At 68.4% G+C, this 18,780-nt stretch carries 17 protein-coding genes; 8 read left to right on the top strand and 9 right to left on the bottom strand.

The window, feature by feature from the left end:
- Window positions 1-152: 152 nt before the first annotated feature.
- The 3 genes from NCO8_RS25200 (at window position 153) to NCO8_RS25190 (ending at window position 3,064) form a co-directional block, all read left to right on the top strand.
- Window positions 153-800, top strand: coding sequence for a YdcF family protein (locus NCO8_RS25200; protein ID WP_067642724.1), 648 nt, complete (start codon window positions 153-155; stop codon window positions 798-800).
- Window positions 801-886: 86 nt separating this feature from the next.
- The gene (locus NCO8_RS25195) at window positions 887-1,696 is read left to right on the top strand and encodes an SAM-dependent methyltransferase (RefSeq protein WP_067496887.1); all 810 of its coding nucleotides are present in this window, start codon (window positions 887-889) and stop codon (window positions 1,694-1,696) included.
- 48 nt (window positions 1,697-1,744) lie between these two features.
- A complete protein-coding gene (locus tag NCO8_RS25190) occupies window positions 1,745-3,064 on the top strand; it encodes a sensor domain-containing diguanylate cyclase (protein ID WP_067642721.1) in 1,320 nt (439 codons plus the stop codon).
- Here NCO8_RS25190 and NCO8_RS25185 read toward each other — a convergent pair.
- Window positions 3,052-4,038, bottom strand: a complete 987-nt coding sequence (locus NCO8_RS25185; protein ID WP_067642718.1) for an acyl-ACP desaturase — start codon at window positions 4,036-4,038, stop codon at window positions 3,052-3,054. The two genes, NCO8_RS25190 and NCO8_RS25185, sit on opposite strands and share 13 nt — an antisense overlap.
- 181 nt (window positions 4,039-4,219) lie before the next feature.
- On the opposite strand from NCO8_RS25185, the gene NCO8_RS25180 reads away from it, so the two are divergent.
- The gene (locus NCO8_RS25180; RefSeq protein WP_067496897.1) at window positions 4,220-5,440 is read left to right on the top strand and encodes a KasA/KasB family beta-ketoacyl-ACP synthase; all 1,221 of its coding nucleotides are present in this window, start codon (window positions 4,220-4,222) and stop codon (window positions 5,438-5,440) included.
- Window positions 5,440-7,314, top strand: coding sequence for a long-chain-fatty-acid--AMP ligase FadD32 (gene fadD32, locus NCO8_RS25175; protein WP_067642714.1), 1,875 nt, complete (start codon window positions 5,440-5,442; stop codon window positions 7,312-7,314). Before NCO8_RS25180 ends, fadD32 begins: the two co-directional genes overlap by 1 nt.
- A gap of 69 nt (window positions 7,315-7,383) precedes the next feature.
- Here the strand turns inward: fadD32 and NCO8_RS25170 are convergent, their stop codons facing one another.
- The 5 genes from NCO8_RS25170 to NCO8_RS25150 form a co-directional block, all read right to left on the bottom strand.
- The gene (locus NCO8_RS25170; protein WP_084457461.1) at window positions 7,384-8,829 is read right to left on the bottom strand and encodes an LCP family protein; all 1,446 of its coding nucleotides are present in this window, start codon (window positions 8,827-8,829) and stop codon (window positions 7,384-7,386) included.
- Between the two features lie 125 nt (window positions 8,830-8,954).
- Window positions 8,955-10,157 (bottom strand): L,D-transpeptidase, encoded by a 1,203-nt coding sequence (locus tag NCO8_RS25165; RefSeq protein WP_067642711.1) that lies wholly within the window; start codon window positions 10,155-10,157, stop codon window positions 8,955-8,957.
- 26 nt (window positions 10,158-10,183) lie between these two features.
- Window positions 10,184-10,729 carry a YceI family protein gene (locus NCO8_RS25160; protein ID WP_067642708.1) on the bottom strand — a complete coding sequence of 182 codons (546 nt, stop codon included), beginning with the start codon at window positions 10,727-10,729 and terminating at the stop codon, window positions 10,184-10,186.
- A gap of 90 nt (window positions 10,730-10,819) precedes the next feature.
- Window positions 10,820-11,014, bottom strand: coding sequence for a hypothetical protein (locus NCO8_RS25155; RefSeq protein ID WP_067642705.1), 195 nt, complete (start codon window positions 11,012-11,014; stop codon window positions 10,820-10,822).
- Window positions 11,011-12,210, bottom strand: coding sequence for an MFS transporter (locus NCO8_RS25150; RefSeq protein WP_067642701.1), 1,200 nt, complete (start codon window positions 12,208-12,210; stop codon window positions 11,011-11,013). The genes NCO8_RS25155 and NCO8_RS25150 overlap by 4 nt, the downstream gene beginning before the upstream one ends.
- Before the next feature lie 105 nt (window positions 12,211-12,315).
- Between NCO8_RS25150 and NCO8_RS25145 the strand changes: the two genes are divergently transcribed.
- Window positions 12,316-13,146 carry a DUF72 domain-containing protein gene (locus NCO8_RS25145; protein WP_245655488.1) on the top strand — a complete coding sequence of 277 codons (831 nt, stop codon included), beginning with the start codon at window positions 12,316-12,318 and terminating at the stop codon, window positions 13,144-13,146.
- A 314-nt stretch (window positions 13,147-13,460) separates the two neighbouring features.
- Window positions 13,461-13,769, top strand: a complete 309-nt coding sequence (locus NCO8_RS25140) for an Rv3235 family protein (RefSeq protein WP_067496918.1) — start codon at window positions 13,461-13,463, stop codon at window positions 13,767-13,769.
- Between the two features lie 6 nt (window positions 13,770-13,775).
- Here NCO8_RS25140 and NCO8_RS25135 read toward each other — a convergent pair whose 3' ends face one another.
- Together NCO8_RS25135 and NCO8_RS25130 are read right to left on the bottom strand one after the other, a co-directional pair.
- Window positions 13,776-14,264 (bottom strand): DUF4254 domain-containing protein, encoded by a 489-nt coding sequence (locus NCO8_RS25135; protein ID WP_167353330.1) that lies wholly within the window; start codon window positions 14,262-14,264, stop codon window positions 13,776-13,778.
- Window positions 14,265-14,360: 96 nt separating this feature from the next.
- Complete coding sequence (locus NCO8_RS25130; RefSeq protein WP_067642692.1) at window positions 14,361-15,506, bottom strand: acyl-CoA dehydrogenase family protein; 1,146 nt, start codon at window positions 15,504-15,506, stop codon at window positions 14,361-14,363.
- Window positions 15,507-15,837: 331 nt separating this feature from the next.
- Between NCO8_RS25130 and NCO8_RS25125 the strand changes: the two genes are divergently transcribed.
- Entirely contained in the window at window positions 15,838-17,124 is a 1,287-nt protein-coding gene (locus NCO8_RS25125) for a hypothetical protein (RefSeq protein ID WP_067642689.1), read from the top strand.
- Between the two features lie 63 nt (window positions 17,125-17,187).
- Here NCO8_RS25125 and NCO8_RS25120 read toward each other — a convergent pair whose 3' ends face one another.
- Window positions 17,188-18,765: an AIM24 family protein gene (locus NCO8_RS25120; RefSeq protein ID WP_067642685.1), complete on the bottom strand. Its 1,578-nt coding sequence runs from the start codon at window positions 18,763-18,765 to the stop codon at window positions 17,188-17,190.
- Between the last annotated feature and the right edge of the window lie 15 nt (window positions 18,766-18,780).

Raw genomic sequence — 18,780 nt, 5'->3', positions numbered from 1 at the left:
CACGAAAGCCCTCTGACTACGGTCAGGGGGCTTTCGTCGTCCCTGGGGTAGTTTCGGCACGAAACAGAACCGACCAGCGAATGTTTCGGATTCGGCAGCGGTGGGAGCGCTTGTCCGTCACCATGATGCGACGTCGCTCTGGAGGTTGTCGCATGGACCGGCTCGCTCATCAAGTTCTCCGTCGCGGCGCTGCCGCGCTCGTGCTTCCCGCCGCCCTCATCGGGGCAGTACTCACCGCCGCACCGGTAGCCGCCGAACCGAAACCCGACCCGCTCGCGGGCATCACCGACCGGGTCACCGCCGACATGCTCGGCGCCGCGAATTCCCTTGCCGGAGTAGCGGGAATCGACCTGCCCGAAACCTACGGCCCCGAGACGGCGATCGTCGTACTCGGCTACGGCCTGCAACCCGACGGCACCATGCGTGCCGAGCTGAGCAACCGGCTGCACGCCGCGCTTGTTCAGGCGTACATGTCACCGGCCTCGCCGGTGATCGTCACCGGTGGCAATCCGCGTAACGGGGTCACCGAGGCGCAGGTGATGGCCGACTGGCTGCATGTGCGCGGAGTGGCCAGGCACCGGCTGCACGCCGAAACCGAGGCCGGTTCCACCGTGCAGAACGCGAAATTCTCGGCGCAGCTCATGGCGGCACTCGGCGCGCACAAGGCGGTGCTCATCACCTCGGCCGACCATATGCGCCGAGCGTTGGAGAACTTTCTGGCAGCCGGGGTGCCGGTCGTCGCCACGATGACGCCGGACGTGGCGCCGCTGTGGGCGCAGCCCTACGGTGCGGACAAGTGAACCGAACCGCGCCGATGTCGGTGCCGGAGTTTACGATCATCGAATGCCGCCGGGGCGCGGCACGGAAAGACAGGGGTTGATCGGCGATGGACAGGCCTGCCTGGGCACCGGACGGTGTCGATATGCAGCAACCGAGCCCGGCTCGGATGTACGACGCACTACTCGGTGGCTCGCACAATTTCGCGGTCGACCGGATGGCTGCCGAAATGGGAACCAAGCTGGTGCCGGATCTGCCGCGCCTGGCGCTGAGCAACCGTGCGTTCCTACGGCGCGCGGTCCGGTTCATGCTCGACGCGGGCATCCGCCAGTTCCTCGACATCGGTTCCGGCATCCCCACCGCGGGCAATGTGCACGAGATCGTGCACGAACTCGACCCGCAGGCCCGCGTGCTCTATGTCGACATCGACCCGGTGGCCGTCATGCATTCGCGCACGATCCTGCACGGGAACGAGCGGGCGGGCGCGATCGAGGCCGACCTGCGCAAGACCGACGACCTGCTGGCCGCCGTCCGGGAGACCGGGCTGATCGACTTCGCGGAACCGGTCGGACTGCTGCTGATCGCGGTGCTGCATCTGGTGTCCGACGACGACGATCCGGCGGGGAAAGTGGGCGCGCTACGGGAGGTGCTCGCACCGGGCAGTCTCGTCGCCATCTCCCACCTGACCTCGGAATTGCGGCCGGAGGACGCGGGTAAACTGAGCGCCAACGCGGCGAACGAGAACCGGGTCGGTATCCATTTCCGGCCCAAGGACGCGATCGTCGCCATGTTCGATGGTTGGGATCTGGAGTCGCCGGGCGTGGTGGAACTGCCGGCGTGGCGACCTGAGTCGGAGCGAGATCAGCACGAGAAGCCCGGGCGTTCGCTCGGTCTCGGTGGGGTCGCGCGCAAGGGCTGAGCCCGTCGTCACGGCGGTGCGAGAGACGACGACAGGGGCGGATGAACGGTGGGGTCATGGGAGCTGGCGCAGCGGTGGGCTGACGCGCTCGACGGTGTGGTCGCTCCCACCCTCACCCGCTCCCAGATCGAGGACATGCTCGCCGCCCTGTGCACGGGTCTCATCGATGCCGCGCGCGGTGGTGAAGACCCCGACGTCGCCCGGCAGGCGGCGCGCATGCTGGTCGCGGTGAACTACCGCGATCCGGCCGCGGTGAGCCGTACGGTTCCGGTGCTGTGCACCGACCTCGTCGAGCACGCCGCCGCCGGTTTCGACGACCCGGCGCTGCCCGAAATCCGTAGCCGCGCAGTTGCTTTGGCGGGTGACTTCGCAGCCGGTTTCACCGCCGCGCTGCGGGCGGCGGCACTGGCCGAACAGGAACAGACGCTGGCCGCGGTGCTCTCGGCCGCGCAGGAGGCAGAGGACCGGCGCGCCCTGTCGGAGGCCCGTTTCGAGGCCGTTTTCGACGGTGCGCTGGTCGGCATCGGCACCGTCGACATGACCGGCAGCGTGGTGAACTGCAACCTGACGCTGGCCGAAATGCTCGGACAGACCCCCGAGTCGATGGTCGGGCGCACCGTCGCCGACATCCTCGGCCCGGCGAACCTCAACGATGCCTTCGTCGAACTGCAGCGGATGGTCGCGGGGGAGTCGGAGAGCTTCCGGACCGAGACCGAACACATTCGCGACGACGGCCGGGTCACCTCGATCGATCTGTCGATGTCGGCGGTTCGTGACGGCGAGGGCGCGATCCGGTTCCTGGTCGGCGTCGCGGTCGACGTCACCGAGCGCAAGCAGCTGGCCGACCGGCTGTGGCACGACGCCAACCACGACGCGCTCACCGGCCTGCCGAACCGGTCGCACCTGTTCAGCCGCCTCGCGGGCGCCGAACCGCCGGTCGGCGTGTGCTATCTGGACCTCGACGGCTTCAAGGAGATCAACGACCTGTGGGGCCACACCATCGGTGACCGGGTGCTGCGGGTGGTCGGGGACCGGCTGCGCGACACCCTCGGTCCCCGCTCGGCGCTGCCCGCGCGTATCGGTGGCGACGAATTCCTCGTGCTCGTCGAAAAGTGTTCGGGCGAACAGGCATTGACCGAGCTGGCCGACGAGCTGATGGCGGCATTGTCGGCGCCGCTCGAGGTGGACGGGCACATGCTCGCCGTTGGCGTGAGCATCGGCACCGCCTTCTTCGAACAGCCACCGGCCGCCGCCGACGAACTGCTCCAGGCCGCCGACGCCGCGATGTACCGGAACAAACACCATGCGCGAGCGGCGATCCGGCCACAGGTGCACCGGTCGCCGCCCGCGCTCGATCAGACCAGCTGACGTTGCTTCGCGCGCGCGAGTGAACGATCGCGCTGTTCCTCGAAGCGCACCACGTCCTGGCGCAACCGGTCGAGGAAGGCGGCCAGATCGTCGCGCGCCTGCTCGCCCCGTGGACCGAAATCGGTGCGCTCGAAGATGTCCCATTTGCGCAGCACCGGCAGCAGGACTTCCTCGAGGTGCTGGCGCAGATCGTAGATGCCGTGCTTGGCCATCAGCACACCGTTGCGGCGCCACCCGGGCATGCCCGCACCCGGCATCTGGAAACCGGCGACGATGGTCGCGATCGCCTCCATGGTCTGGTCGGGTGCCAGGTCGAGGGCGGCCGCGCAGAGATTGCGGTAGAAGATCATGTGCAGGTTCTCGTCGGCGGCGATGCGGGCCAGCATGCGGTCGGCGATCGGATCGTCACAGGCACGGCCGGTGTTGCGGTGGCTCACCCGGGTGGCCAGTTCCTGGAACGTCACATACGCCACGGAGTACAGGAAACCGGCGCCGGAGGTGTCGCGCACATCGAAGGCGCCCGCCTTCTCGTCGACCACCGACATGGCCGAGTAGCCGTTGGTCATGTGGATCATCCGCGCGTTCTCGAGCGCCACCGGGTCCACACCGCGCGTCACGACCAAATAGTCACGCATCACGATGCCGTGCCGGTTCTCCTCGGCGGTCCAGCGGCCGACCCAGGTGCCCCAGGCGCCGTCCTGGGAGAAGTTCTCGGCGATCTCGCGGTGATAGGAGGGCAGGTTGTCCTCGGTGAGCAGGTTGGTGATCATCGCCGCCTTGGCGACCTCGTTCAACGCGGATTGCTCCGGCGCCCAATCGATTCCGCCCATCGATGCGAAATTGCGGCCCTGCTCCCACGGCACGTAGTCGTGCGGATGCCAGTCCTTGGCCATCGATAGATGACGATCGACATTGCGCGCCGCAACATCTTCCAATTCGATCAGCAGTTCCAGCTGGGTGAGGTTCCTGGCCACGCTCGTGCCCTTTCGCTGCAGGGAAAAGCAAGAGTCGGTAATGTTGCCGGTCGTCGCCGAGAATAGACCCGGCACAAGGCACCTGGCGAAACGCGGTGCCATTCTCTACGCTTCACCAGTTCAGCTCCATCAGCGGTTCCCGTTCAGTCGTGGCATAGCTAGAGAGAGTGAGCGAAGAATTATGACGGACATCGTGGTCACGAGCCTTGCGGCGACCACGTCGATCGCGGGCGACGTCGACTCGACCTGGAAAGGTCTGCTCAACGGCGAGAGCGGGATCGACGTCCTGGAGGACTCCTTCATCGACGACTTCGACCTTCCGGTGCGGATCGGTGGTCACCTGAAGGTGTCGCCGGCGGCCTCGCTCACCCGCGAGGAGGCGCGCCGGTTGTCCTACGTCGAACAGATGGCCGTGGTGCTCGGCCGTGAGGTCTGGCGCAACGCGGGCAGCCCCGAGGTCGACCTGGATCGACTCGGCGTCTCCATCGGCACCGGGCTCGGCGGCGCCGAATCCCTGCTGTACGCGCGGGACAAGCTGTCCAACGGCGGCTACCGCAAGGTGTCGCCGCAGACCGTCGCGGCCATGATGCCCAATGGCGCCGCCGCGTGTGTCGGCGTCGAATTGGGTGCGCGCGCAGGCGTTTCCACGCCCGTTTCGGCGTGTTCGTCGGGTTCGGAGGCCATTGCCAACGCGTGGCGGATGATCGTGATGGGCGATGCCGACATGGTGGTGACCGGCGGGGTGGAAGGCTGCATCCAGGCGGTGCCGATCGCTGCCTTCACCCAGATGCGTGCCATGAGCACCCGCAATGACGACCCCAAGGGCGCCTCGCGCCCGTTCGACGTCGACCGCGACGGATTCGTCTTCGGCGAGGCCGGGGCGATGATGGTGATCGAGACCGAGGCCCATGCCAAGGCGCGCGGGGCGACGATCCACGCGCGCCTGCTCGGTGCGGGAGTCACCTCCGACGGCTTCCATCTGGTCGCGCCCGACCCCGACGGCACCGGCGCGGCCCGGGCGATGACGCGGGCCATGCAGACCGGCGGCATCAGCCGCACCGACGTCACCCACATCAACGCCCACGCCACCGCCACCCCTATCGGCGACACCGCCGAGGCCAACGCGATCGGCAAGGCCATCGGGTCGCATGCCTCGGTGTACGCGCCGAAGTCGGCGCTCGGGCATTCGATCGGCGCGGTGGGTGCGCTGGAATCGGTGATCACCGTGCTCAGCGTGCGCGACAGCATCGTCCCGCCCACGCTGAACCTGGAGAACCAGGACCCCGCGATCGACCTCGACGTGGTCTCGGGTCAGGCGCGGCCGGGCCGCATCGACTACGCGGTGAACAACTCGTTCGGCTTCGGCGGGCACAACGTGGCCCTGGCCTTCGGGCGGTTCTGATGATCGGCGAGACACTCGACGACTACCTCGACGAGCACGGCGCCATCCGCATTCCCGGTAACCAGACGCTCATCGATTTCGTCGACAAGCACAGCGAAGCCAACGGCGACGAGCTGGCCTACCGGTTCATCGACTACTCGCGCGAACGCGACGGCGAGTACCAGGAGCTCACCTGGCGTGAGTTCGGGGTGCGGTTGCGGGCGGTGGCGGCGCGCTTGCAGCAGGTCACCGAGCCGGGCGACCGTGTTGCGGTCCTGGCGCCGCAGGGGCTCGACTACGTGGTGGCGCTGTTCGCGGCGGTGTACGCGGGCAATGTCGCGGTGCCGCTGTTCGATCCGGAGGAGCAGGGGCACAGCGATCGGTTGCACGCGGTGCTCGGCGACTGCGAGCCGGCCGCGGTGCTCACCGTCACCGGTTCGGCGGCGGGGGTACGCAACTTCTTCCGTGAACAGCCGAACACACGAAGGCCGAGAATCATCGCGGTGGAGGCGATTCCCGATGCGGTCGGGTCGCGCTGGCGCAGGCCCGATATCTCGATCGACAGTGTGGCCTACCTGCAGTACACCTCCGGCTCCACCCGGGTGCCCGCCGGTGTGGAGATCACGCACCGCTCGGTCGGCACCAATCTGCTCCAGATGATCGACGCCATCGGCATCACCGAGAACGCGCGCGGTGTCACCTGGCTGCCGCTGTTCCACGACATGGGTCTGCTCACGGTGATCCTGCCGACCATCGGCGGCAAGTTCATCACCATCATGTCGCCGAGCGCGTTCGTCCGCAGGCCGTCGCGCTGGATCAAGGAACTCGCCGCGCAGGCCGACGGGGCCGAGATCTACTCAGCGGCACCGAACTTCGCGTTCGAGCACGCGGCGGTGCGCGGATTGCCCAAGGGTGACGAGACGCTCGACCTGTCGAACGTGATCGGGCTCATCAACGGCAGCGAACCGGTGTCGGTGGCCTCGATGCGCAAGTTCAACGAGGCGTTCGCGCCGTTCGGGCTGTCCAAGACCGCGATCAAGCCTTGCTACGGGATGGCCGAGGCGACGCTGTTCGTGTCGGCGACCCGCCGCGAGGACGAGGCGCGGGTGGTCTATGTGGACCGGGGCAAACTCAATGCCGGGCGCATGGTGGAGGTCGACGAGCACGCCGCGCAGGCGGTGGCGCAGGTGTCGTGCGGGTATGTCGCCAGGTCGCAGTGGGCTGTGATCGTCGATCCGGAGACGGGCATCGAGCGGCGCGACGGCGAGGTCGGCGAGATCTGGTTGCACGGCGACAATATGGGCATCGGGTACTGGGGGCGGCCGGAGGAGACCGCGCAGACCTTCCACAACCGGGTGACCCGCAATCCGATCGGCAGCCGGGCCGAGGGCGCGCCGGAGGACGCGACCTGGATGCGCACCGGCGACTTCGGTGCCTACTACGACGGGGAACTGTTCATCACCGGCCGGGTGAAGGACCTCGTCATCGTCGACGGACGCAATCACTACCCGCAGGACCTCGAGTACTCCGCGCAGGAAGCGAGCAACGCGCTGCGGCCGGGTTTCATCGCGGCGTTCTCGGTTCCGGCGGGAGAACTGCCCGCGCCGGTGCGGGTGGCCGACGCCGACGACCTCGCCGAACAGCTCGTCGTGGTGGCCGAAAGAGGTTCGGGGGCAGCGAAACTCGATCCGCAGCCGATCATCGACACCGTGCGTGCGGCGATCTCGCGCAGGCACGGCGTGACGGTGCGTGATGTGCTGCTGGTGCCTGCCGGTTCGATTCCGCGGACCTCGAGCGGCAAGATCGCCCGACGCGCGTGCCGGACGGCCTACCTCGACGGGACGCTGCGTGGGGGTTACCGGCAGCAGGACTATCCGGACGCTCCGGTCGACTGACGTCATCGAAAACGGCTCGGCCGCCGGGAAACCGGTGGCCGAGCCGTTTGTCGTCAGCCGTAGAGCGGCTCAGTTCACGCAGGGGATCGTGTCGCCGATATTGGTGGTGAGTGGTTTCCCGGCGTCCGGCAGGGGCTGTCCGGCGACGCTGGTTGTCGTGGTGACGGGGCGGGTGGTGGTGGTCGGGCTGAGTTCGGCCGGGGGAGTGAAGTCGGTGCCGAGGATGACGCGCACATGGCCGTCCTCCACCCAGGGTGACGCGGAAACCGGTAGCCCACCGAGGATTTCGGCGACAGCACGGGCGTCATGGATGGCACCGGGGCCGTAGGTGACCGCCGAATAGGGCTCGTCGTTGCCGTCACCGCCGCCGACCTCGCCCTGGCCGTAGCCGCGCGCTGTCAGCATCTTCGACACCAGGGCAGCCTGCCCGGTCGTCGAGCCGAGATTGTGCACATCAACCACGGCATCGGGATTCGCCGCCACAGTGGTTGTCGGGGCCTGCTGACCGAAAGCCGCACGCACCTCGCGTTTGATGGCCGCCGGGTCGACGATATTGACGTCCTGACCGTCGATCACGTCGTAGCGCAGCACCGGCAGGGTGCGGAACTCGACCGGGATGCTGCCCGCCGCACCGAGATCGCGGACGAATTCGAACAAGTCCCAGCCCTGCGACAGCACGATGTCGCGGTGCGCGGCATCCATCAGGGCGGACAGCTTGCTCAGATCGGTGAGCGTGCCGGAGTCCTTGAGCGACTTGGCAACCGAGGTGAGGAAGGCCTGCTGACGGTGGGTGCGGTCGAGGTCGCCGTTGGGCAGACCGTGGCGCTGACGCACGAACGCGAGGGCCTGGGACGCGTCGAGATGCTGACGGCCCGCCGGGAACACCGCGCCGGAGAACTCGCTGTCGTCGACGGCGTTGGTCAGGCACACATCGACGCCGCCCACCGCGTCGGCCAGGTCGTAGAACCCGGCGAGCGAGATCTCGGCGAACCGGTCGATCGGCACCCCGACCAGGTTGCGCACCGTGGTGACGATGGATTCGCGGCCCGCCTCCCGGCTGCGGCGCTCGAGTTCCACGGGGTCGTCGACGCCCTGCTCCATCAGTTTCGCCTGCACCACAGCCTTTTTCAGGCCGTACGCCTCTTTGATCTTGATGCGCGAGTAGCCGGGGATGCCGGTGACCGCCACATAGTTGTCGCGGGGGATGGAGAAGGCGACGATCTTGCTCATGTCGGCCGGGATGTGCAGCAGGATCAGTGAATTGGCGTTGTAACCGCCTTCGCTGCCGTCGCCGGCGTGCAGCTGATCGAGGATCGCTTTCGGCAGGTCCTTGCCGTCGAGGTCTTTGCGGGTGTCCAGGCCGATCAGCAAGATGTTGACCGCGCCGTCGAGCGAGCGCGGCGCGTCGTCGCCCAGCGCGTCGGAGTGCAGGAAACCGGCATCGAAACCGTTCTTCGCCGACCAGGCGAGGCCGGTACCCGCCAGCACCGCGAGCGCGACGGCGGCGACGAACATCCTGGTGGCGATCGAGCCGATGCGGCGCAAGCGGGCATGGTTGGTCGACCGGGGGACGGGTGGGGCGCCGATACGCCTGGGCGGCTGCCGGCGCGGCCAGGGCGCCGGTGGTTCATCGATCCGGTTCACCTCAGGGCACTACCCGCCAGCCACTGGTCCCAGGGCACGCTCCAGTCACCGTTCTGCCACACTTCGAGCGGTGCGCCGCCGGTATTGCGGATCTCCACCACATCGCCGGGCTGGGAGAACTCGTAGAACCAGCGCGCGTTCTCCCCGCTGAGGTTGAGGCAGCCGTGCGAGACGTTGGTGTTGCCCTGCGCCCAGATGGTGTCGTCGAGTTGATGCAGGTAGATACCGTCGGTGCTGATCCTGGTCGCCCAGCCGATGGTCTCCTTGTAGCCGAGGCGCGAGTTCACGGGCAGACCGTAGGTGGAGGAGTCCATCACCACCGGGTTGGCCTTGTCCATCACCGTATAGACACCGGGCTGGGTCCAGAAGGAGATGGTCTTGCCCGCGACCTCCTCGCTGCCGCCGCGACCCATCGAGGTCGGCATGGTGCGCACGAGGGTGCCGTTCTCGTAGACCTGGACCTGTTTGGTCGTGTCGTCGACGATCGAGACGTGGGACGCGCCGATGGTGAAGCTGGTCTCGGTGTCCTCCTGGCCGTAGAGGCCGCCGCCGAGGTCCTTGCCGTAGATGTCGGCGGCGAGCGTCACGCGGGTACCCGGCTCGTAGTAGTTCTGCGGGCGCCAGTGGGCGTTGCGGTCGTCGAGCCAGTACCAGGAGCCGGTGACGGGCGGGTCGGTGGTGACCGACAGGTGCCGTTCGGCGGTGGCGCGATCCGGCACGTTCTCGTCGAAATGGGCGACGACAACCGTGCCGACGCCGAAGGTCCCCTGCGGTGACAGGGCCGTGCCGCCCGTGGTGCGGAAATACACCTTGGTCTGGTTGTTGGGGGCCAGCGTGGTGAACGTCGAGGTGGTCGGTTCGGTGCCGCGGTCGGTCGCGGCGGTGATCGTGTAGGTGCGGCCGTAGCCGAGGGGTTCGGTCGGCTTCCAGGCGGTGCGGTCGGGGGTGAAGACGCCCTCGACCTCGTTGCCCTGCTCATTGGTCATCGTGACCGAGGTGAGCGTGCCTTCGCTGGTGCTGACCCGGACCGGGGCCAGCGGGTCGATCTCGGTGGCGCCCGACTCGGGCGACACCGAGACCACGGCCTCGGGCGGAGCGTCGGTCGAGGACCCGGAGTCGGTGGTCGAGCCGCCGCAGGCCGCGACCAGCAGCAGCACGAGCACGGCGGCCAGCGCGGCCGAACAACGTTGTCGGATCATCTGCCCCTCCCTCGGTCCGGTTCCGCTCAGCTCTGCAGGCCGACCTCGATGTCGAGGGACAGGTTGATCTTGTCGCCGATCACCGCGCCGCCGTCGGCCATCGGCATGTCGATGGTGAGGCCGAAATCGCGGCGGTTCACGGTGGCGGTCGCGGTGAAACCGGCGACCGGCGCGTCGGCCATGCCGGGGCCGGTGCCGAGGAACTCCACGTCGAGGGTGACCGGGTGGGTGATGCCACGCACGGTGAAATCGCCGGTGACGCTGAATTCGCTGCTCAGGGCCTTGAATCCGGTGGCCTTGAAGGTGGCGGTCGGATAGTTGGCGGCGTCGAAGAAGTCGGCGGTGGCCAGGTGGGCGTCACGCTGGGGGTTGTCGGTGGTGAGTGAGGCGACCTGGATCTCGGCTTCGGTGTCGGCGGTGCCGTCGTCGTGGACGACGAGGGTGCCGGAGAAGTCGGTGAACCGGCCGCGCACCTTGCTCACCATGAGGTGACGAACCGAGAATTCGAGGCTGGAGTGGGCGGGGTCGATGACCCAGGTTCCCGCGGCCAGTCCCTTGGCAGGTGCCGACATGATCTCTCCTCACTTGACGATCCGGCCGAGGGACGGCCGACGGGGTGTGAAGCGATAACGAACCCAGCCTAGCCCGGCGGAGAGTATCGGTCAGCTATCGCTGCTCGTCCGTTCGCCGAGGAACCGCAGCAGCGCGGGGTCGGCGGAGGTGAACCGGTCGACCTCCTGGCCGCCGGTGCATTCGAACAAACCGATGGTGACGCTGTCGGCGCGGCGGGTGAGCACCCGCCAGATCGCGCCCGAATCAGCCCAGCGATGCAGGGTTTCGACCGGGTCGGTGCTCATACCCGTTCACGATAGTTGGCCGCGACCAGCGCGAGGCAGGCCGCGGCGATCACCGCGGTCACCAGATACATGGCGGGATAACCGAACCCGAAGCTGCCGTGCAGCGCCGACAGGATCGCGGGCACACCGAAACCGAGGTAACTCACCGAATAGAACACCGCGTTGAGCCCGGCCAGGTCACCGGGGCCCGCGATCCGCTCGATCTGCTGCAGTCCCGCGACCAGACCGATGCCGTAACCGCTGCCGAGAACGACGGCGGTGAGCAGCGTCGCGCCGATGGTGAGGGTCGACGCGGTCCACGCCGCGAACAGCATGCCGGCGGTGAGCAGCACGAGCGCGAGCACCGCGGCGCGGGCGGTGCCGGGCCGATCGATGCGGCGCGCGACCGACTGGATGGTGAAACCACAGCCGAGCGTGACCATGGTGACCAGGGCCGAGAACGCGATCGGGGCCTGGGCGACCTGCCCGAGCATGAGCGTGGGCAGCACGGCGTAGGCGGTGGCGTTGGCGGTGAACAACCACAGGGCCACGGGCACCGCGACCCGCAGGAAGCGGCGGTGACCTGCGGCGGGGATCTTCAGATCGTCGAGCAACCGGGCCGGATGTGTCTGTCGCCGCACGGTTTCCGGCGCTCGCACCAGCCAGACCGTGGCCAGGACACACAGCGCCACATTGACCAGATACGCGGTGGAATCGGGCAGCGGACCCCACTGCGCGAGCACGCCCGCCACACCCGCGCCGAGGGCGAAACCGGCGGTCAGGCTCATCGCCGAGCGCCGAGCACCGACGCCCGGCCCGGACAATTCCTTGAGCCAGCTGCCGCCGACGGCCATCGCCAGCCCGAGCGCGACACCGCACAGCATCCGCCCGGCCGCGAGCATCGGCACCGACGACGCCCCCGCCGCCAGCAACAGCGAACCGGCCGCGGCGATCAGCGGGGCGGGCAGCATGAGCGGGCGCCTGCCGAAGCGGTCCGACAGCGGACCGCCGATGAGCAGGGCGGGCACGATGCCGAGCACGTAGTAGAAGAGCAGCAGATCGACGGCCGTGGCGGCCAGCCCGTGCCCCTTGTACATCACCAGCAACGGGGTGAACTCGTTGCCGCCCCAGGCGATCGCCACCACGGCGGCCGAGACCGCCTGCCAGGCGCGGGTCGCCGGGACAGCACGGGGCCGCTCGCTGGTGAGAATCGCCATCACAGGCCCTTTCCGTCGTGCGCGCACCGGGGAAACGCGCACGGGCGAAATGGTGGCAACCGGTCTCATTTTAGGGACGGGCGCTCGCTGTAATACGGTCGGGTAGTGCGTGAGCTGCGGGTGGGGTGTGCGATGTGGACTCATCCGCAGTGGCCCGCGTCGGCCGAGAAGCTGCGTTCCTACGCCGCGCACTGCGGCGCCGTGGAGGGCAATACGACCTTCTACGCGACCCCCTCGGCGTCGACGGTGCAATCCTGGGCGCGTCAGACGGCGCCGGACTTCCGGTTCGTCCTCAAACCGCCGAGGGCGATCACCCACGAACGCAGGCTCGTCGACGCGCGCGCCGAACTCGCCGCCTTCCTGGACGTGATGGCGCCCCTCGGTTCCCGGGTGCACGCGCTGTGGCTGCAGCTGCCCGCCTCGTTCGGTCCCGGAGATCTCGGCGCGCTCGCCCGGTTCCAGCGTGAGCTGCCCTCGGGTCTGCGCTGCGCCGTCGAGGTGCGGCACCCGGCCTTCTTCACCGACGACCACGCCGCCGTGCAGCTGGAACGGGTGCTCGGGCGAATCGGCGCCGAATGGGTGCCCTTCGATACGACGGTGCTGTTCGACGGGCCGTCGGCCGACGCGGCCGAGGTGGAGGCACGGGCGAAGAAGCCTCGGGTGCCAAGGCGTACCCGCGCGCTCACCGAGTATCCGATCGTGCGCTATCACGGCCGTTCCGACGAGGAGCGCACGGTGGCGGGGTGGGAGCCCTGGGTGGCGACGGTGGCGCAGTGGATGCGGGAAGGCCGGTCGCCGACGGTCTTCGTGCACACGCCCGACAATGCGGCCGCCCGCGACCTGGCCCGCCGGTTCCACGCCGAGGTCGCCGCGGTGGTTCCCGAACTCCCACCGCAACCCGCGGGCGGGACCGAGGAACCGATGACACTGTTCTGACCAGCCTGTCCGCCTCGGTTCCGCGCACACTTGTCGGAGGGTCGTGGCATGCTGTGCGCCAGCACTGGGGAGTGTGTGGGCGGGACTCGAGGGGACAGCCCATGTCTGGGTCGATGGATGGAACGTCGTTGTTGCCCGCGCCGCACTGTGAGCCGCGCTTGGAGTACGGCGGGCGATCGGAAGAGGTTGTGCCGCATCGGGTTACCCGGGCGCGCACGCGGCGGTCCGGGCACGGCACGCCCGCCGGGATCAGGCGCGCGGTACGCGGTGCCTGTGTGGCGCAGCCGCCGGTGGTCGAAGCGCCCACGGAGACAATGCGATTCGCCGAGCAGGTGCTGCGGTGGGTGCTCGAAGTCCTCGACCGGCGGCGGTCGGTCACGCATCTGCGACCCTTCGCCGATCCGCTGGTGGTGTCGGCGGTCGCCACCATGCTCGCCCAGGATCTGGTTCCCGGAAAGGGATTGGGCGCCGCCAATCTCACGCGTGTCCGGCAGACCTCGGCCGAACCGGGAGCAGCCGAGGTGTTCGCCCTGTATCAACGGGGCGACCGCACCCTCGCCATCGCCGGACGGATCGAATCGGGCAAGGACACCTGGCGGCTGGTCGCGCTGCGAATGTATTGAAGAAGGCTATTCGGTGCCCGGCCGATGCTGGTCGGCCTGGTCGCGGCCGCTGCCGGGGGCGTCGTCGGAGCAGTCGGGCAGGCGGCGCGTGCCGTTGGCCACCTCGGCGACGAGATCGTCGTAGCCGCAGGCCAATTCGTGCAGCCGCTGCTGGGCGGCGCGCAACTCGGCCTCGGCGCCGCAGGCCAGCGCCCGATAGGTGAGCGCGGCGAAATGGGCCATGCGATCGACGACGGCGCCGATGCTCTCGGTGTGCATCGGCGCCGTGGTCGGTGGTTTCGGCGAGCGGAGCAGCACCCAGCGGTCGATCTCGCAGACCAACCGGGCACGCTCCCAATCGATGTCGCTGGTGTCGCCGGGCACCAGCTGTTCGCGGCGTTCGTGCAGGGCCGCCAGTTCGTGCGCGGCCGCGAGCACGGGGTCGGCGGACCCGGTGACCCCGCACACGGCACGCATCATGTCGGTGCGGGCAGGCAGTCCCGGTTCCCTGTCCACGTTTCGCCGCACCGTCCTGTCCTGTTCGTACCGCTTTCCGAAGAACATTCGTCCCGGTCGCGGATACGGATAGGTCGGACGGTTGCGCCCGCGGTCCTACAGGCTGCGCGCGATGATCTCCTTCATGATCTCGTTGGTGCCCGCGTAGATCAGCTGCACGCGGTTGTCCACCCACATGCGCGCGATCGGGTACTCGTTCATGTAGCCGTAGCCACCGAACAGCTGCAGGCAGGTGTCGGCGATCTGCATCGCCTTGTCGGTGCACCACCACTTGGCCATCGCGACGGTGGGGATGTCGAGTTCGCCGCGCAGGTGCTTCTCGATGCAGTCGTCGATGAACACGCGCGCGATGCGGGCCTCGGTGGCGACCTCGGCCAGCTTGAACTTGGTGTTCTGGAAACCGAACACCGGGCGGCCGAACGCCTCGCGCTCCTTCGTGTAGCGCAGCGTGTGCTCGAGCGCGACCTCCATGCCCGCGACCGCACCGTGGGCCACGATCAGGCGCTCCTGGGGCAGCTGCTGCATGAGCTGGACGAAGCCCTGGCCCTCCTGGGTGCCGAGCAGGTTGCTCACCGGCACGCGCACGTCCTCGAAGAACAGCTCGGAGGTGTCCTGGCCCTTCTGGCCGATCTTGTCGAGCACGCGGCCGCGACGGAAGCCCTCGCGGTCGGCCTCGACCAGCACCAGCGAGACGCCGGACGCGCCCTGGGTGGGGTCGGTCTTGGCGACCACGATGATGAGGTCGGCCTGGGCGCCGTTGGTGATGAAGGTCTTGGAGCCGTTGATGACGTACTCGTCGCCGTCGCGGATCGCCTTGGCCTTCACGGCCTGCAGGTCGGAGCCGGTGCCGGGCTCGGTCATGGCGATGGCGCCGACGACCTCACCGGAGGCCATCTTGGGCAGCCACTGCTTCTTCTGCTCCTCGGTGCCGTAGGCGAGCAGGTAGTGGGCGACGATGCCGTTGTGCAGGCTCACGCCCCACGAGGTGTCGACGGCGCGCGCCTGCTCCTCCATCAACACCGCCTCGTGGGCGAAGGTGCCGCCACCGCCGCCGTACTCCTCCGGGATCGACAGACAGAGCAGACCGACTTCGCCCGCCTTGTTCCACAGGTCGCGATCCACATGGTGCTGCTCGCGGTACTTGTCGATATTCGGGACGAGTTCCTTGGCCAGGAAGGCGCGGGCGAGGTCGCGCAGGGCGTCCAGATCCTCGTTCATCCAGCTGGACCGATTGGCGGCCATCGAGTCTCCTTATTACGGCTCGGCACAGCACCGGCCTCAGGCGTGACCGGTGGTTACGGATACAGTGTGTACCAATATTGGCGGAGTGACAATAGCGGCTTCGATCGGGGTGGCGAACGGTGTTCGACAACATTTGAGCCGCAGTGAAGTGAAAAGTGGGCTGTTTCGGCCGCAGGTGTGAAATGCGCGTGTCGCTCGCGGCGCGCCGCGTTTGGGCAGTGGTGTGGGAGCATCGGTTTCGCGCCGGAGGGTGAATGCACTAAGAATGGCGTGTGCCGTTCACACGTGTGCTCACCTGTCTGCCATCGCGATCCCGGGGCGGTGGTCTGGCATGACCAGCGAATCGCCCCTCGAGGACGACGTCAGCCAGCTCGCCCAGCGCGTCGAACGGGCGCGCGGACGACTCGCCTACCAGTTCGACCCGGCGCTCACCGACGCCCTGTCCGAGGACGAACTGCGCGCCGAACGTGAACTCGCCGAACGCATCCGTGAACAGGATCGCGAACAGCGCTGGAAACACACCCAGGCGATGGCGCAGGCCTCGGACCGTGCAAGGCAGACCACCGAAGCTATCGAGAAGGCCGACATGCGAGATCTGCTGCTCGCCAGGAAGGCGATGGCCGCCCAGCGGCGCGAATCGAGCCCGCACGCCAAACTCGCCTCGCTGTATCGGCACCGGTCCTGGTCACTGAAGGCGCTGGCGGGCGTGGTCGCCGCGGGCATGCTGTGGTCGGCGGTGAACGTGCAGCAGAACATCGCGCCCGGCGGCCCGACGGACCCGCTGTTCTGGTTCAGTTACCTGCTCGAGGCCATGATCAGCGTGTGTCTGATCATCATCATGGTCGGCACCAACAAGGTGGCCGAATGGGGCGTCATCGACAACCGGCGCCAGGTGGCGCTGGCCGAGATGGCGCTGCTCTCGCTCACCGTCACGCTCAACACCTACCCCTATGTGCGTGACGGCCGCTGGTACGACGCCGCCGTGCACGCTGTCGCTCCGGTGATGATCGGTGTCGCGCTGCTCATCCACGACGCGGTGAGTGCCAGGTACGGCCTGGCGATCACCCGGGCCACCAGCCAGGTCAGGGACCTGCCCGACCCCGCCGAGAGCATCCTCAACCGCCAGGCCGTCGACGGCGTGCGCCTCACCTACACCCCGCCGATGACCGGAAGCACCCGCATCGAGTCGGCGCCGCCCGCGCCGTCGGTGACCGCCCCGGTCACCCGCGAACCCGCCTGGACCCCGTCCGAGCCGGTTTCCAACGGAAGGCCGGCCGAGAAGCGCAAGCGTTTCGGCATCGGCAAGCCGTCCTCGGGTGACAAGGCTACGGCGAAGAAGACCGTCGTTGCCGCGGCCGAGCCGGTGAAGGAAACGCCCAAGCCGGTCGAGCAGGTGAAGACCACCGATTCGGTCCCCGCCGCCCGCAAGAGCACGATCTCCGATATCGAGGCTCGCGTCGAAAAGGCCTTTGCCGAAGCCAACTTCGGCTACGAGGCCATCGAACCGACCAGCATCTACGACACCGGCCAGTTCCGCATCGCCGAGAGCCTGGAACAGGAACTCAACGAGATGCGCGAGGCCCGGAGGCAGGCCCGCAAGGAGCGCGCGGGGTCGTAGGCACTCCTTCCATACGCGCAAAACCGCCCTGGTTCCGAGCGAACCAGGGCGGTTTCGTGTGTGTCAGCCGAAGAGGCTGCCGCCGGTGCCTGCTTGCTGGCCGCCGCCGGTGCCGCCGAGGAGGCCGCCGGGTGGGAGTTCGGAGGGCTGGACGATGACGAAGCCGCGGCCGGAGAACGACAGGGTGCTCGCTTCGCCGGTGCTGCGGCCGATGAGGCGGCCGAGGCCGAAGGAGTCGTTGCGTTTGATGCCGGTCTGCAGGCTGGAGGACCAGGCTACGGCGGCGTTGGGGTCGGCGTAGGTGGCCTGGTCGACGGTGAGGACGACCGGGGTGCCGTGGGTGGTGATGGCGATGCGGCCGCGGCCGGTGAAGACGCAGTTGAAAAGGCCGGCGTTGGAGGCGATTCCGGCCGCGCCCTGTACCCGGCCGATGTCGTAGCGCAGGGTGGAGTCGAAGGCGAGGACGTTGGCGCCGTTGATGGTGAGACCGTCGGAGCCGTCGAGGTCGATGATGTGCACGTCCGCGGCGCTGTTGGCCAGGAACAGGTCGCCGCGCCCGCTCACCTTCATCAACGGCACACCTTCGCCGGTGAGGTGCTGCCGGATCGCGCGGCCGATGCCGCCGGAGCCGAGCGCTTCGAATTTCAGGTCACCCTGGTAGGCCACCATCGACCCGGACCGCGCCATCACCTCCCCGTTCAACCCGACCTTGACCATCTTGCCGCCCTGCTTCTGGATACCGAGGCCGTTGACCTCGGCATGCGAGGGGTCGAACAGGTCGCTGTGCACGGGCGGGACTCCTTGCTGAGAGGCGTACGAAGGTTGCGCACCAGGGTGAGCGGGTGGTGGGGAACCCGGTTGACCAGGCGGGGGGAACTGCCCGGGCGGCGGGTAGGCGGCCGGTCCGGGGGTTGGTGCATGTCCGGGCGCAGGGGCGTAGGCGCCTTGTCCGGGGGCCGGGGCCTGTCCAGGTGGTGGGTACGCGCCAGGTGGTCCGGGAGGTGCGAACTGCCCGGGAAGGCCGTGACCAGGCAGGGGGTGGCCCCCGCCCACCGGGGGCTGCCCGGGAGGCATCGGGGCGCCGGGATGCTGCGGCGGGTTCGCGGGAAGCGTCGTATTCCCTTGGTGCGCGGCGGGTTCCGGTTCGTCGTCGAGGTTCACCCCGTAGGCCGACGCGATGCCCGCGAGCCCGTCGTCGTATCCCTGGCCGATGGCGCGCACCTTCCACGCCGCGCCGCGCCGGTAGATCTCCACGCACACCACACCGCTCTCGGTGGTGAGCCCGGAGACGGGGAACGTCAGGGCGGTCGGCCCGGACTGGATGGTGGCGGTGAGGTTGCCGACGGTGGCGAAGGTGGCGGGTCCGCGTCCGTCGAGGCTTGCCGTGACCACCACCTTGTCCACGTCGGCGGGCAGTGCGGAGGTCTTCACCTGCACGATGTCGGGTCCGCCGTTGCCGTGCCGGTACACCACACCCGGCCCGGTCGGCTGGTTGAAGAAGACGAAGTCGGCGTCGGAGCGCACCTTGCCCGCGGTGTCGAGCAACAGGGCCGACACGTCGACCGGGGCCGAACAGGCCACGGTGACGGTCAGCTCATCGCCCGGCGCGGGCCGGTTCTCTCCCGGTGCGAGCACGGTCACGACACGGCACCCGAA

This window comes from Nocardia coubleae NBRC 108252 (assembly GCF_001612805.1).
Taxonomy (GTDB): Bacteria; Actinomycetota; Actinomycetes; order Mycobacteriales; family Mycobacteriaceae; genus Nocardia; species Nocardia coubleae.
Note: the sequence above shows the minus strand (reverse complement) of the source record. Positions and strands in the feature narration are given on the sequence as shown.